The following is a 16,114-nucleotide window of genomic DNA, read 5'->3' on the forward strand; positions in this document are numbered from 1 at the left end:
TATCCTTCTTTTTCGCTTTTCGCCGCGGCGAAAAGCATCCATTTGAGGCTTTTGTTTTTGAAAAAGAAGCTGGATTGATAAGTTGCGACCTTTTTGGGCTGAGTTGCGACGAATTGGGCATGAGTTACAACCAATCGCCCCTGAGTTACAACCTTCCACCTCTGAGTTACAACCCGCTCCTGAAAAAGATCAATTTGAAAAAGCCATTCGCAGGCGAATGGCTTCCTGATCCGCTTTTCGCCGCAGCGAAAAGCATTCAACTGGTCATTGCATAAGAAAAAGGCATTCGCTCATAAGCAAATGCCTTTTCGAGTAGAGTTTTATTTCAAGTCGATGCCATATTTCGCGAAGCCGTCTGTGCCGGCACCGATGTAAGTGATGCCGCTGTCAGCCGGAATTAAATTTTGAGCTGCCGGTGATGATTCGAATGTGACATTCAAATCGCCTGCTACCGGTGCAAAGTCCCAGTTGCCGTCTGCCGATGGATTAATGGTTTTTTCCTGCACCATGTAGTCGATGATGGCTTGGCGATTTTCGTAAGCAAAGTCGATTTTCTCTGTAGCATTGACGACGCCCGGGAATGTACCGCTTGCGCGATAGTTATTCGTTGCAACCAGGAATTCCTGGGCCGGGTCGATCGGTGCGCCGTTAAAGCTCAAGTTTTTGATGCGGTTGGCCGCTGCGTTCACGAGTTTGCCGTTGGCATCGTATTTCGCTGGCTGAGTGACATCGATTTCGTACTCGACTCCGTCGATGACGTCGAAGTTATAGGTGCGGTAATCGGTGTTGATCAATGGCTGCTCGCCTGTTGCTGAAGGGTTCACTTGTTTGAATTGCCCAGCGGACATTTCAAGCCATTCTTTCACGTCAGCACCTGTCATCTTCAACGCGAAGACGGTGTTGTCGTAAACATACAAGTCCGCTACGTTTTTGATGGCAACCGTACCTTTATCGATATTGGTGTAGTAGTTGCTGTCGCTGCGTGTTCCTGCTTTGAACGGTGCTGCCGCTGACAGGATCGGCAAGTCAGCGTTTGCGGTGCCCGCTACTTTGTTTTTCACGTACCATGTTTGTGCGTTGTTGACGATTTGGACAGATGGATCATCTTTTACGAGTGAGAAATAAGAGTTGATCGGAGCTGTCGTTTCAGCCACTGGCTGGCGGACGTATTCGATTGTCGCTTCGTGCGCTTCTTTTACCGCTGCCACGACTTCTTCAGAGATTTCGTTTGTTTTCGTATCAATGGCGCGAAGTGCCGCTTTTTCTTTGATGACGTTCCAGTCCTGGCCATGTGGCGCTAGCTGCAAATCAATGACGCCTAAATGGCTGCCGAATTTGCCCGGCATGACGACCGGCGTGCCGTTGATGGTACCTTGTTCTTGATTGACATTTGGAAGGTCTTTATAAGCACCTGGGAATTGGGCATGGTTATGCCCGGTGATGATGGCATCGATGCCTTTTAATGCTGAAAGCTGGTAGGTGATGTCTTCTTCGCCGACTTCATGAGTCGCGTCGCCCATGCCGGAGTGGGATAAGACGACAATGATGTCAGCGCCGTCTTTTTCCATCTTCGGCAGGAATTTTTCGACGGTCTGCACTGCATCTTCTGCGTATACTTTGCCTTCAAGATGCGCACGGTCCCATTTCATGATGTGCGGAGCCACAACGCCGATGACACCCACTTGGACCGTCACTTTTTTGCCGCGTCCGTCGACCACTTCTTTGTCGATGATTTCATAAGGCGTAAAACGGTTTTGTTTGGTTTTCGCGTCGTAGACGTTGGCGTTTAGCACTGGGAATTCGGCATCGTCCATGACTTCATCCAGATAATCGAGGCCGTAGTTGAATTCGTGGTTCCCTAAGGTCGTGCCGTCAAAGTCCAGTGCTTCAAGCGCTGCGTACGCCGGATGCTTTTCGCCGTCTTCAAGCGGATCGACTGTTGCCGAATAGCTGCCGAGCGGCGTGCCTTGGATCAAGTCGCCGTTATCGAAGAGAAGCGTATTCTGGTTTTCTTTGCGTGCTTGTTCAATCAAGACGCCTGTTTTGGCAAGACCTAAACTATTGGATATTTTATCTTGGTAATAATCATAGTTGACGAAATTGGTATGAAGATCGGATGTACCTAAAATGCGGAGCGAAACTTCTTTCTTTTCCTGGCCTTTGTTTTGCTGCACCGCTTTGGCGCTGACTTCATTTGCCGCTTCAGCAGGTGTTGCCGTTGATAAGCCGCTTGCAGTTAACACTAGTGCTGCCAGCGTCATTGCCGCTTTGTTGTGTAATGGCATTTTTCCATCTCCTCTGATCATAATTAGCCCAACATTTTCATTATAATGGGCAATAACAGGAAATGTATGCGCTTTCTGAATTATTATTTTTTAGATTTATTAGTAAATTTATATCATTTTTGTCTTTCATAATGGAATGAGAAATGAGAAAGAGCTTAGATGAGTTTTGAGTTCTTTTTCGCTTTTCGCCCCAGCGAAAAACATGCGATTTAGGCTTGGAGTTTTTTAATTGTGGGATTGATGAGTTACAACTATTTTGGCGTGAGTTGCGACGGATGGAGTGCGAGTTACGACCAATACGGCTTGAGTTGCAACCAATTGTCTGCGAGTTACAACCTTGCCTTCTGAGAATGCTTTTTTGGCCGCTTATCCTTCATCTTTCTCTACAAATACAAAAGAGTGCAGGAATAATTCCTGCACTCTTTTTCAATCCATTATTTATTTTATGGCTGCCTGGCCTTTATTGCCAGCGGCGTCTGTCACGGTGACCGTCACCGAATCGGTTTGAGCATTATAGCCGGCGATGGCTACGTTAAAGCCGCCTTTCTGGTCCAGATTGAACGGCACGGCTTTTTGCGCTTCGCCGTTTCGGGTGAGGACGTAAGATGCTTTCAACTTCGTATTCAAATCGAAATTGCTCGGAGGAAGGTATTTGGCAAGCTCAGCATTATAGTCGATGTATTTGTCAGTTACTTTTCCGGTCAGCTTCCCTTCCTTGATGGCACCACTGATTGCCGGTGCCGTTGATTTAATGAAGACCGGGGTGATCACTTCCTGGACATACTCCGGATTTTTGGATGCCGGGGAGCCGGAGAAAGTGAATTGGTACAAGCCATCCCGAAGCGTCGTTTCAGGCCCTCCGTTCCACGGGCGGTAATTCCCTTTGAACGGAATTTCGTTTTTTCCGGCTTTCAGGGAAGCCGCTGTAGGGATGTAGCCGACAAGCGTATCTTCAAATACATTGGGATCCGTTTGGATGATACTATAAATTTCCAATGTATTTTGGGCGAGACCTCCAGTCAATGTAAAGCTGATCACTGCCTCGTCCTTGATGCCATCCCCGTTAAAGGACAGATCCCTTTCGGATATTTTCAAGGATTGCAGTTCGGTCAAGAAGTCTCCGCTCAAATCTGCTGCAAACGGCAAGGCAATCGTCGTCGTACCGTTGGAAATGCGGATATAGCCGATGATTTCGTCTCCTATTGCCGCCTTGGCGTTTTTCGGAGCAGTCAAGGTGACATTCAGCAGCTGTTCGCCGGCCAATGTGAACGCCGGTTTATCGACGATCAGTTTGGCATTGCCTGCCGTTTTCTTCACATCAATGGTCACTTTGTAATTGCCGCCTTTGCCGGTGATGTCTTTTACCAGAATTTTTTTGGAGACGGAAATGTTCTTTTGTTTGATTGGCTGAGGGCCGAATGTGACCGAGCCTTTGATGTTGTCCACTTGGGTTCCGCTTTGGTTCTGCACGGCTTTGTCCTGTACGTAAGCGAGTGCAGCGGGATGGGCCGCATTGTATGCTTGGACGCGGCCGGAGCCTTGGGCAAATACATCGTATTTCGCCGTATCCAGCAATTTTGCGGTATTGGACAAAGCGACTTTGATGTCGAACGCTGTCCAGTCCGGATGCGCTTGTTTCATCAAGGCAATAATCCCTGTCACGTGCGGGGCTGACATGGAAGTCCCTGAATTGCGGATATAGGCATCACTGTAGTCAGCATTCGGGAAATCCGATTTGTACATCGGAAGTGCGGACAGAACGTTCATCCCCGGTGCGATGATGTCCGGCTTGATGTCAAAATTCGGTGTAGTCGGCCCGCTCGAACTGGTATCGGAAATGACATCGCCCGGAGTTGCCGTCTTGGTGAAACTTCCGAAAGACACGGTCCCGGCCGCTTTTGCCAGTGCCAGGCGCAGCGCTTCACCGTCTGTCTGGGACAAGTCGAATGCCGGGATAAAGTCCGGTGAGTCGCCGAAGAATACGCCAGTGGGACCCGGTGATTCTTCTGTATTCCGGATGTTATGGATCAGAATAGCCGCTGCACCTTTTTGTTTGGCAATCCGGATTTTATCGGTGTATTCGTTTTTGCCCCGGGCAACGAGCACCACTTTCCCTTTTACATCAAGCCCTTCATAATCAGCAGCTTTCCCTGCTTCCGGAACAGCGACCACAGGGAACGATCCCGCCAGCTGCTTTGCCGGGTCTTTATTGATCGTTGTGGCCATCAGGTTATGGGCTTTGGCTAATTTATAGCTGCCGGCTGTTGCATTGACAGCTCCTTTGTGCCGCTCTTCCGGCAAAGTGGAATTGCCGACCGCGATGCCGAGGCGCGAAGTTGCCGGTGTGCCGACCGATCCGCGGTATAACCCGTTATTCCCCGCCGCAGATACTGCCATTGTTCCGCTGAGTACGGCATTGTTCAGCGCAAAGGCCATCGCTTCCGCTTCGGAAGTGTTATAGGCGTTGAGCGACAAATTGATGACGTCCATATCCTGAATCACCGCTTCTTCAATTCCTGCTATCACTTGAGAAGTTTCCCCGGCACCGTAGGCTCCCAGCACGCGGTACATATAAAGTTCGACTTTCGGTGCGATTCCTTTAAAACCGAAATCATTGGCGCCCGCTGCCGCAATGATCCCCGATACATGTGTTCCATGTGAAGTGGCAAATTTATTTCCATAAGGATCGATTGGCGGCTGATCTGCCGGCCGTTCCGATGGCTTGGTTTCGGATGGGTCATCTTTGGCCCGCGGTTTTGAATATTGGTTGGAATTCGGCACAAAGTTTTTCCCGCCTTTAAAGACTGTTTTGAATTCCGGATGGTCCGGGTCAATCCCGGTGTCGAGGACCGCTACTTTGACCCCTTTCCCTTCAACCCCTTCTGTCCACAGTTTATCGACGCCAAGAAACGAAGCGCCTGAGCTGAGGGAAGCTTGGGCCTGTTCTTGTGGAGCCACGGGAATGAGTTGGACGCGGACGTCGGGCTCAATCAGGATGACGCCTTTGATCGCCAAGAGTTTTTCAAGATCTCCCGCTTTCACTGTTGCTGAAAAACCGTTCAAGACGGTGTTATACGAATAGCCTTGCGTAACCGACAGCTGCTGCGTTTGGATCTGCTCTTTGACCGCCGCTTGCTGGGCAACGACCGCAGCTTTCACTGCTCCGACTTCCGCCCGGCTTATGGTTTTTCCTTCCGATGCCTGGAGTCCTTGTTCAAGCGCTACCGGCCGCTGGGAAAGATGGACAATGACATTGACTTTCTGGTCACTCGGCAGGCCCTGCAAATCTTTATGGAGAGTTGCACCTCTTTCGAGCAATTTCGTCTGTTCGGCGATGGCCGACCGGATATGGGACTGGCTTGCAGTTTCTGTCGCTGCTTTAGACTGACTGTCGGCTGCTGCTGGTGTTGCGGATAAGTACGGGAAAAGCATGGTTAAAATAAGGACCAAGGCGGCTACGCTGCTAAAAAGTTTCCAAAATCTCTGTTTTTCCAAAACCAACTTCCTCCTTCAAAATAACTTTATGTATTGTTTGAAATATAAGATAATTCATTCTATCACGTTTTTTTATTAGTTCGATGGTTTTTTAATAAATAATTACCAATTTTATTTTTCAGTCATAAAGAGAACACATTCAGGTATTTCAATAAATACTAAAATTTAACAGAAAACACTTGATATTTTCTGAATATTTGTTACGTTTATATTACGTGAATATTACATTGCATTATGATGAGCTGCTTTTAAGATGATTAAGTTTTATTGACAGCGAGCCACTCATGTAAATGGAAAGTGATAATCAAATAGAAATGAAGGGGTGTAGTTTTGAAGAAATTTTCATGGATTACGGGCGTAGTACTTGCGTTAGGATTACTTGCATCACCAGCACAGGCAGCAACGGATTTGCCGAACAGCCACAGGTTTTATGAGGAAATGACGTATTTGCAGAACAAAGGAGTGATTTCCGGTTTTGAAGATGGCACAATGCGGCCGGACAAAACCGTCAGCCGGGCAGAAGCAGCCATTATGATCGGGAAATTAAAAGAGCTGGATGGCACGCAGCGCGAGACCAAATTTCAAGATGTTCCAAAAAGCTTAAAAGCAAGCGGTTATATTGCAGCTGCGGCACAAGCCGGTTATCTTTCCGGTTATGAAAACGGCACCTTTAAACCGGATGCACCGATCACCCGCGGCGATATGGCCATCCTCCTGTCCCGTGTCTTCCCTCTCGGCATGAAAGGGCTGGAAGATTTTAAAGACATTTCTCCGAACATGAAAGCTTATGAAGCGATCGGCCAAGTAGTAAGCGGGAGTATCGCAGCCGGTTATCCAGACAAGACCTTCAAGCCGACCCAAGCGACAACGCGCGCTCAATTCTCTGCATTTTTGGCTCGCGGCCTGGAGCCGAAATTCCAGAATGACACCCATATGGAGCATTCTTATTTGAGAGACAAAACGAAAACTTACACGTTCCAGTATGATGATGGAACAACCGAAGCGATTTCTTATGTGAAACCCGTTGGCTTGTTTTCCGAAACGTACAATTTCCTATGGGAAAGCACATACGATGGCCAAAGATTTTATTTCAATGAACACGAATCAAGTGAAATTTATATAATCGGGTTCCCGAGCTCCGAATACTATATCGACTTGGTTTATCCGGTTAAAAAAGGGACTGTGTTTAATGACTTTGAATCTTTTTCACCGCCAGCCCAAATCACGAATGTCGGTGTCACTGTGAAAACAAAATACAAAACATTTTCAAATGCGGTTGAAGTTACAATAAAGGCTGATGCTGAATACATGGAAGAAGGCCAAAAATACTACATGGTCGAAGGTTTCGGCCGTGTGAAGACCGTTTCACTCGATGGCAAAGTCCTGTCTGAATTGATTTCCGTAAAGTGATTTAGAGCAAAATAAAAACGGAAGGCCGACTCTGGATTCAGAGCCGGCCTTCCGTTTCTTTAACTCACCAATACAACAGCACCGGTTAAGATCAGCAGCACGCCTGCTATTTTCCGCAGGCTGATTTTTTCTTTCAAGATAAAATAGGACAACATCATCGTCCAGATATAAGTGACCGCCGTCAATGGGAAGACCACGGTATACGGCAAGTATTGCAGGGCGACGATGTTGAGAATCGCTCCCAGCCCGTAAAAGCCGACGCCCAAAATCAGTTTGAAGACGAGTTTGGTCTTTTCCGTTTGCAGATCATGGCCGGATGCCGCTTTCAGGAAATAACCGCCGAGAGCGCCGAGCCAGGTCATAATGATCATCAGTAAACCAAGCAAGAGATTAATGGCGGTCACCCCCTATCACGATTACCCCGACTAAAATCAGCAAGGTACCGAGTGAGACGTTGAGTGTTACGGCCTCGCCGAGGAACATGGCCCCGTAGAAAATGGCGATAACATAGCCTAGGCTGAGCAAAGGATGCAAGACGGACAACTTGCCGAAGCGGAATGCGATGGTCATCAAGACCGCACCCATGCCGTAAAGCGCGAAGCCGATCCACATTTGATAATCGAGCACCGAATCGGCAAGCTTCCAGAACAATTGGCCGGTAGCCGTTGAAAAAGCGGCGGCCACCATGAGCATAATGCCTAAGGGTCTAGTCGTTTCTTCATTTTTCAAGTTTGCCACCGTCTTTTGGCACAAACGAAATCAAACTGATGAAGATAGCTGCATAGAAGAATAAGGTATTGCTGAATAAGTAACGGAAATCCTGTGCCGGAATGGTTGCCATTACGGCTCCTGTATTTAACGCGATCGGGAGCAATAATAACCAGACACGCCAATTATTGCGCAAATAGGCAATATAGATGAGCAAAGTGCTTAGGAAAATATATACTGCCGGGCGCCACAGAGTTTCTTCAAAGGCATTTGAGACAGTCAGGTATTTTCCGGCTTCCTGCGTCACATAAGGGTTAATCACTTTATTCACTAAGCCGAATTCATTGCCATAATAGATATTGGTGACATAACGGCTCATCCTGCCATCGTCCGGCAAATTCATCTGCCAGATGAGCGAGCTTTGCTTCAGGAATCCTTCTACAGCAAGAACCGGGTTTTGCATGACGAGTTCACTCCAGATTTTGAAGTAGCCCGGCCAGTCATTGTAGATCACCCAGCGGTCGTAGTCCCCCCAAGCAAACTTGATCGGGTCGACGCTGTATGGATTGTATTTTTCGGGCCAAACTTCGAGTGCCATGAGGCTATCGATATATTCGCGCTGTTCATCAGTCATATCACCTTTATTCACCACGATATTGGCGATTTGCTGAGTCGGTATGCTGAGCGCTTCCTGCGGATCCGATGGAACGACATCAAGTTTTGTGTACACCGGCCCGGTAATGATTTGATGCATGAAGATGATCAATAATGCGGCCGGCAAAAGCCGTTTCCACGTATGCCGGTACATGACCAGAACGACGATCATCGTAACGACAAATACCGGGAATCCGTTATGCCGGAAAAACACCAGCAGGAACGAACTGGCAAGGAACAAAGCCATAAAGGAAATCTTCTTCGTCTCTTCCCCGTTCGTTTTCACCAGAAGAATCATCAGCAGCGAGAAAAACAGCAGTGAAATGCTGTAAATCACATCTTTCCAAATTGTAATGGATAAGATGGCATTCATGGGAATGATGGCCGCTAAAATCAGCACTCCCCAGATCATGGCCGGCTGGATTTGGAATCGTTTCATCAAATATCCCATATAGCCCATGGTCACAGCGAGCAAGGCAATCTGGAATAACGCAATGCTTCCCGGGCTGTCCCAGATGCTGGTCAACAGCATGATGGTCCAAGTGAACATGACGGGATGCCAGTTGGTGAATTCCTGCGTTTTCGCCTGTTCCCATTGCGCCATGGAATCCGGCGTCATCGCTGCCGGGTAAAATGCGATGAACATCATCAGTGAAGTGAACAGCATCGGCAGCATATACAGAAGTATATGGAGCGGCGATACTTTTGTTAATTCGGTTGACGGTTTTATTGCCAAAAAGAATTTGATGATGGCTAAAACAAGGAGTGCAATGGCCAGGATCATCCCGAGATAGACGCCGATTATGACGAATAAATGATTATCCAGAAGAAAGCCTTGTTCTCCTCGGACGCTAAATGCCGCTAACACAGAAAAGATAGGCAGGAAAATGGCCAGACTGATTTTTTTAGGCCTCGGCCAGCTTTTGAACGTTTGGATAAACGGAAAAACATAGTGCAGCAGCCCGAATAAGACAAGGGTTACTAGCGCAATGATCCAGAAACTTGTATTTAAAATCGGATGGAAATAAAAAATGGCGGCTACAGCAAGAAAAAGTGCTGCCAGGAAAAACGCAGCACTCAGTAGGTAAGTCTTTTTCATCATTTAGCCGCTCCGGAAATTCGGTCGCTGATGCGGATCAATTCAAGTTCGAATTGTTTGCGGTGCGTTCCGGCTACTGTGTCGAGGATCAAGCCGCAGGCGAACGACAGCATCGACACCATCACCAGGCCGACAGCGAGGATAGCGGATGGCACACGCGACACAAACGAAGTTTGGGCGAATTCAATGATGACCGGTACGCCGGCGATCATGCCGAGGATAAAGAAAACCACCGCCCATGACGTAAAGAACAAATACGGCTTGTAATCTTTAAACAGCGTAAAGATCATGCGCAATACTTTGAGGCCGTCCTGCACAGTATTCAGTTTGGATTCACTGCCTTCCGGACGGTCGCGGTAATCGATCGCCACTTCTTTAATGAGGAATTTATTGTCCAAGGCATGGATGCTCATTTCAGTTTCGATTTCAAATCCTGGGCTTGTCACCGGCAGGGATTTGACGAACAATTTGTCAAATGCACGGTAGCCTGTCATGATGTCGTTGATGTTGCTCTTATAAAGGCGGTTGATCAGATTTTTTACAAGCGTGTTCCCAAAACCATGGAATTTGCGTTTGTTTTCATTGAAGTAGGTGCCGTTCGATAAACGATCGCCAATGACCAAATTCGCTTCTTTGTTGACAATCGGTTTGATCAATTCATGAACGAATTCAGCCGGATATGTATCATCGCCGTCAGCCATTACATAGACATCGGCATCAATCTGGCGGAACATGGAACGGACCACGTTGCCTTTTCCTTGCCGCGGCTCCTGGCGGACGATGGCACCGTGTGCAAGCGCGACTTCTGTCGTTTTGTCTTGTGAGTTATTATCGTAAACGTAAATCTTCGCTTCCGGAAGTTCTTTTTTAAAATCTTGAATGACTTTGCCAATTGTTAGTTCTTCGTTATAACAAGGCAGTAAAACTGCAATTTCCATTTTTTAGTTCTCCTTTATTTCTAATATACATATTTTTCATGATACCATGATTGGCAGCTTTAGTGAAATAAGACCCGGGCATATTACCAATAAAATACAAAGAAAGATATTAAAGCTACTGCTCTAATATATAGAAGAAATTAAACAGAGCTTGCGGAAAGTTAAATGATGGCAAGCATAAAAAAACGTTCAATCAGCGCGCTGATTGAACGTCTTTTGGTTTGGTTTATGGTGTTTCTTTGATGATGGTGAAGTTGGTTTGTGACCGGTTCCCTGTCAAGTCTTCAACGACCAGCGTGAAATTATTGGGTCCTTCCGCCGGCACTTCGATCGTTTCGGTGATGTCTTCATTGAAATTAACCATGTCATTTCTGCTCATGGCATGGGCGTAGATTTCGCTGTCGATCAAGTAAACACGGATCTGATCGAAGTTGTCTTTGACATTGAAGGTGATTTCCGCTTCGTCTTCACCGGCAGCGATTGTTTCCGGCACATCGATCAGTTCGATGGCGGGAAGGGTCGTATCGACAAAGATCTGGCGGCGGATTTGCATGTCGTTGCCGAATTCATCTACCGCTTTTATTGAGATGAACTGTGAGCCGTCTTCGAAAGTCAGCGTGTGTTTATACGCAGTGCCGTTGAATTCCCTCGGCACTTGGCCGTTGATGGTCAGCGATGTCACTTTTGACGCGTCTGCTATCCGGCCCGTCACTTCGACGGTTTTGGTTTTATGTGTCGACAGCACGGCGGGCTTGTCAATATAGATGACCGGTTTGTCCGCTTCCGCCGCCGGTGCCAATGTGGTGGTCGGCGTTAGCGCCACTTCGGTTTTATTGCCAGCGACGTCGTAGAACACAGCAGTCAGTTTGTCAGTTGGTTTTAGTTCAGGCGTGACGGTGTAGCTTGTCACGCTTGGTGCCAGCGATTCATCTGCAGGAGTGGCGGTGTTTTCCGTCAGTTCGGTGCCGTTCAGGAACACTTCCCAGCGGTCAGCGCCGGCTCCTCCCGGATTGTCCGTAAAGCTTGCTACTTGAATGGTTTTCGTTTGTGCGTTGAATGTTGCGGCTGCGACCGGTTTTGCGGTATCGACAATGATCGGGAAGTCGATCGCTTGCCATTCAGCATCCGCATAATCAATGACTGCCCGCAGCTGGATGCGGTATTTGCCGTCCGCCGCTTTTTTGCCGAGGATGTTGCCGTCCCATGCATACAGCGGATTCAGCACATACGGTACATTTGGTGCGGTCGCCGAGAAATTCTTGCGCAATTCTTCGTCCGTCCGGATGGTCCGCAGTTTTTCGCCTGCCTCGTTCAGGACATTCACTTCAAACTGCTTGGCGTTTCGCAGCAGCGAGAATACTGGTATGACGGCATCCTGCACGCCGTCCCCATTCGGTGAAAAGGCGAAGCGTCCAGGCTCGTAGCCGGTCGAATGGCTATTGCCGTTGATGATTTTGCCGGTCGGGTCAGCGAGCAGTGTCCGGCCGTAGAACGTATTCGGATCCCACGCGAAGCGGTCGAAAATGCGGGCATCGTCCCAATCGCCGTTAAAGCCGGAATACGGCACGACTAGCGCGGTATTGCCCGTCACTTCTTCATTGCCGTCAGTCAATGTAACAAAGCCGTCAATGAAATAACCGTTGGTGAAATTGCTTTGTAGCTGGTCACTTGCTCCTGATACGTCCACGGTCACCGGAATATCGACGCTTCCATTAGCAGGAACAGTGACCGTCGCCGGTGCATTGATTTCCACGTCTCCTGTGATATTGAGCGAACCGATTTCATTCGGCGATGTGACAACTTTGCCGTTGGCATTGGTCACGGCATCCACTTGGACATTGACGGTGACATTAAACTCTGCTGCTTGGTCGGACATGTTTTCCGCGCTCAGCGTCATGCTGAATTTGTTGTCCTCAATTTCTTTCAAGGCCACTTTCCCGTCTCCTGTAGCTCCGTCAGTTACGAGTACGCGGGTTGCAAGTGCATCATGGAGCTGCATAAGTCCCGCTCCTTGGCGTCTTGGCGACACGAACTGGCCTTGTGAGAACACCACCGGATTAGCGGTATTCATCATCAATGTTTTTGCCAGCTGCACGCGGTCACGGCCCGTGAGTTCCTGCTCTTCAATGCGCTGGAACAACAGCGCCGCGCCGCCCGCCACATGCGGTGCCGCCATCGACGTGCCGCTCAGCAAACCGTATTCGTTATTGTTGAAGGTTGAGAAAATATTGCCGCCGGGTGCAGTGATTTCCGGTTTGAAATCCAGGTTCGGCGTCGGTCCCCAAGAAGTGAACGCGCTCATTTTGCCAGCGGTTTCACTCGGCACTTCAAAATACTGGCCGTCGAAGGTGACGGTCACTTCCTGTTTTGCGTCCAGCCCGGCTTTCATGGCCAAACCGACGGATTGCAGCGTCGACATATACGGAATCGTGATGGCCGGATCGGTCTGCATGGCGATCGTGCCTGGCACGTTGTTGTAGATGATGACTGCGACTGCTCCCGCTTTCTGGGCATTCAAGCCTTTTTCAACAAACGGGACGCCGCCTCCCCGGGCAGCCAGCGCTACTTTCCCTTTGAAATCTTTCCCTGCAAAATCAGCTGGCGTGCCGAGGCCAGCATCCATTACCGGATAGGTATCCTGCGGCAGCTCGGTTGGATCGGTTTCATTGGCCACGAAATAAACGCCGCGCTGCGCTTCTCCTGCTGCGACCTTATAAGCGAAACTTTTGGCGGTGATGACGTCGTTTTCAAATGACGCGACACCGAAGGAATCCGGTGACACACTCGGTGAGCCGGTCAATCCGTAATCCTGGTTTTCCGCTAACGGATTAAAATGGCCGGAGCCGAACAAATTCGAGTTCCCTGCTGAAATGGAAACGAGGATGCCGTTATTAGTCGCGCGTTCGACGGCTTGCTGTTCCGGATCGGTCGAATCAACAAAGCCGGCAGTGGCGCCGATTGATAAATTAAGGACATCGGCTCCCAATTTAATGGCATCGTCCATCGCTTTAATGTAAATGTCACTGTACGTTGATTCGTAAAGCGGGTCATTACTGAACACTTTCAAGGCCAATAGCTGCGTTTCCGGTGCGACGCCCCGAATGCCGCCGTTTTCTTCGTTGCCGTTTGCACCGACGGTACCGGCAACGTGCATTCCATGCATCGAAGCTTTCGGCCGGATATCGCGGATTTCGTTATTGGCGTCTATATAGTTGAAGCCGAATGGCACTTTCGCCGTGAAGAACTGGCCGTTTTGGAGCGACCCGTCCGCCCGCAATGCATCGACTTCCGCTTTGGTGATTTCACCAGTGGAGTTGTCGGTCAGCACCATGTCTTTATGGGTCGGGTCGATGCCGGTGTCGATGATGCCGACAACTGTCCCTTCCCCTTTAAAGCCATAATCTTTCCAGACGCGCTGTGCCTGGACCAGCTCTTTTGAATACTTCATCTCAGGTTTAACTTCAGGCCGCTGGTATTCAGTCGCTTGATAGACCGCTTTGACGCCGGATTGATCACCGATTTTCGCCACTTGGCCTGCTGGGACAGTAGCGGAAAAGCCGTTAAATACCGTTGTAAAACTTTGCTGGTATTTGATAGCTGGTGCAACCTTGCTGACTGAACCTTTTACCGACTTTTGCTGGGCTGCCACAGCGGCTTCCAGGCTTTCTTTGGTGGCATCCGGCAATTCACTGTACAGGATGCCTTTTTCCGTGGCTCTTTCGATGGCCGGCTCTTTTTCAAGTTCCACGATGATGCGCACTTCTTTTTTCGGCTGCTGCGGCTTTAATAATTCTTCTGGGACGACGGCTGCTTTTTGGGAACCCGGGACACTGGCATTCTGGCTGTCGGCAGATTTAGCGGTGCCGAATGCCAGCGAACTGAATGCCAAGGCGACAATCAAAAAGATCATGAATAAGGCCTTCCGGTTCTTCAAGGTTTTTCCTCCTCTAAAATAATAGTAAATATAATTGAAGATTCATAATTTATTGATAACTTTAATTTACCATAGTTTTTCATTTTTGAGGGTAGAAAACAATGTCGATTTGGTTTTATTTTTCTGGAAGCAATAAAAACCGCCCGCCTGAGAGGCGGACGGTTTTAAGGGACGATGTGTTTGACCCCTGGTATCTTTTGGAACAGCAAGATGATGGCAAATGACAGGAAGAAAATTAAGGTCCATGCCAATGGGATGCCGATGATCGGCGTTCCCAGCATTTCGTTGATGCCAAAAAGTTTGTGAAGATACGTCTGGACGAGCGGATGAATGACATAGATTCCGAGCGTCGCGGTGCTCATCCGGGTAATCCAGCGGTTCGGCTTGATTTTCGCGGCGAGGTGCTGGAATCCGACGTAGACGAACAGCGTAATGGCGAGTGAGTTCGGCCGGTAATGCTCATAAAAGAAGGCATCCAACTCGCCCCGTTTCTCCGTCAGAATGGAGGTGCCGAAATAGGTTACGAAATAGCCGATGACGGCTAAAAATCCGAGCAGCGGCAAACTCTTTTTCGACAACGGATAAAGGTAAAGGTAAGCCCCCAGCATGAAATAGCCGATATACGGCTCGAACATGCCAGCCGGGATGGCCAGTTCAAATCCGAAGAATTTCGGCGCGAACGGCAAAAGGCCGGAATACACGAACCAGAAAATCAGGAAATACAGGAACGCTTTTTGCGACAGATGATGGACCAAAATCCGCAAAAAAGGCGCCATCACATACAAGCCGATGATGACGTAGAGAAACCAAAGATGGTAATAGACATCGTCGCTGAGGAACAGCTTGATCATTTCCCAAATCGTATAAGATTCACCTTTCTCAAAAATATTGTAAGCCGTATACACCCCGCTCCAGAAAACCAGCGGGATGAGCGCTTTCGCCAGCCGCTTTTTCAAAAAATCCCCTACCGGCTCATCCGGCCTTCTCGTCAGCAGCAATGCCCCGCTCAACATGAAAAAGACCGGCACGCACCAGCGCAGAGCCGAATCAACCGCATTGGCATATTGCCATTCCCACTCTGTATAAGAGCCGGAATTGATGATCTTCGACACCACATGAATGCCGACCACCACAAAGATGGAGATTACACGAAGCCAGTCCATGTAGTGAATCCGTTGTGCCATCTGTGTATCTCCTTCCGAAAAGTATTCTATGTATGTTATGAAGGCTTGGTACCCGCATTATCCCTTTCCCCTTGGAGGCGCGTGGTTAAACCGGTTATTTTTCTGGGGCTGGGTGGGTAGGTGGGATTAGTTACGACCTTTTGGGGATGAATTGCGATGAAATGATGCTGAGTTACGACCTTTTTGACTTGAGTTACAACCAATCAGGCTTGAGTTACAACCTTTCTTCTATAGGAAGAGATTTTTCTTTTTCGCTTTTCGCCTGGGCGAAAAGCATCCATCTAGGGGTTTGCATTTGTGGGTTTTAACCTTTTGAGTGTGAGTTACGACGACTTGGTGCTGAGTTACGACCTTTTCAGTGCGAATTACAACCTTTCTGCTCTTAGTTACGACCAATTCCGCCCGAA

9 protein-coding genes are annotated in these 16,114 nt (G+C 48.5%); 1 reads left to right on the forward strand and 8 read right to left on the reverse strand.

Annotation, left to right across the window (positions count from 1 at the left end):
- Nucleotides 1–320: 320 nt before the first annotated feature.
- Both AC3AQ9_RS08175 and AC3AQ9_RS08180 read right to left on the reverse strand, forming a co-directional pair.
- A complete protein-coding gene (locus AC3AQ9_RS08175) occupies nt 321–2,285 on the reverse strand; it encodes a bifunctional 2',3'-cyclic-nucleotide 2'-phosphodiesterase/3'-nucleotidase (RefSeq protein ID WP_488306974.1) in 1,965 nt (654 codons plus the stop codon).
- Between the two features lie 438 nt (nt 2,286–2,723).
- Entirely contained in the window at nt 2,724–5,780 is a 3,057-nt protein-coding gene (locus AC3AQ9_RS08180) for a S8 family serine peptidase (RefSeq protein ID WP_488306975.1), read from the reverse strand.
- Nucleotides 5,781–6,110: 330 nt separating this feature from the next.
- On the opposite strand from AC3AQ9_RS08180, the gene AC3AQ9_RS08185 reads away from it, so the two are divergent.
- Nucleotides 6,111–7,190 (forward strand): S-layer homology domain-containing protein, encoded by a 1,080-nt coding sequence (locus AC3AQ9_RS08185; protein WP_488306976.1) that lies wholly within the window; start codon nt 6,111–6,113, stop codon nt 7,188–7,190.
- A 59-nt stretch (nt 7,191–7,249) separates the two neighbouring features.
- Here the strand turns inward: AC3AQ9_RS08185 and AC3AQ9_RS08190 are convergent, their stop codons facing one another.
- From AC3AQ9_RS08190 to AC3AQ9_RS08215, 6 genes are all read right to left on the reverse strand, one after another.
- On the reverse strand, nt 7,250–7,594 hold the full coding sequence (locus tag AC3AQ9_RS08190) for an EamA family transporter (protein ID WP_488306977.1): 345 nt from the start codon (nt 7,592–7,594) through the stop codon (nt 7,250–7,252).
- Nucleotides 7,581–7,943 carry a DMT family transporter gene (locus AC3AQ9_RS08195; RefSeq protein WP_488306978.1) on the reverse strand — a complete coding sequence of 121 codons (363 nt, stop codon included), beginning with the start codon at nt 7,941–7,943 and terminating at the stop codon, nt 7,581–7,583. Before AC3AQ9_RS08195 ends, AC3AQ9_RS08190 begins: the two co-directional genes overlap by 14 nt.
- On the reverse strand, nt 7,909–9,654 hold the full coding sequence (locus AC3AQ9_RS08200; protein ID WP_488306979.1) for a DUF6020 family protein: 1,746 nt from the start codon (nt 9,652–9,654) through the stop codon (nt 7,909–7,911). The genes AC3AQ9_RS08195 and AC3AQ9_RS08200 overlap by 35 nt, the downstream gene beginning before the upstream one ends.
- Nucleotides 9,651–10,589: a glycosyltransferase family 2 protein gene (locus AC3AQ9_RS08205; RefSeq protein WP_488306980.1), complete on the reverse strand. Its 939-nt coding sequence runs from the start codon at nt 10,587–10,589 to the stop codon at nt 9,651–9,653. The genes AC3AQ9_RS08200 and AC3AQ9_RS08205 overlap by 4 nt, the downstream gene beginning before the upstream one ends.
- 226 nt (nt 10,590–10,815) lie before the next feature.
- A complete protein-coding gene (locus AC3AQ9_RS08210; RefSeq protein ID WP_488306981.1) occupies nt 10,816–14,523 on the reverse strand; it encodes a S8 family serine peptidase in 3,708 nt (1,235 codons plus the stop codon).
- Between the two features lie 164 nt (nt 14,524–14,687).
- A complete protein-coding gene (locus tag AC3AQ9_RS08215; RefSeq protein WP_488306982.1) occupies nt 14,688–15,707 on the reverse strand; it encodes an acyltransferase in 1,020 nt (339 codons plus the stop codon).
- Nucleotides 15,708–16,114 lie beyond the last annotated feature (407 nt).

Source organism: Planococcus sp. VCh962 (assembly GCF_057748275.1).

Bases quoted from the DNA above. Each gene is read 5' to 3' on its own strand.
- AC3AQ9_RS08175 (WP_488306974.1), bottom strand. From the start codon at position 2,285: ATGCCATTACACAACAAAGCGGCAATGACGCTGGCAGCACTAGTGTTA.
- AC3AQ9_RS08200 (WP_488306979.1), bottom strand. From the start codon at position 9,654: ATGATGAAAAAGACTTACCTACTGAGTGCTGCGTTTTTCCTGGCAGCA.
- AC3AQ9_RS08205 (WP_488306980.1), bottom strand. From the start codon at position 10,589: ATGGAAATTGCAGTTTTACTGCCTTGTTATAACGAAGAACTAACAATT.
- AC3AQ9_RS08215 (WP_488306982.1), bottom strand. From the start codon at position 15,707: ATGGCACAACGGATTCACTACATGGACTGGCTTCGTGTAATCTCCATC.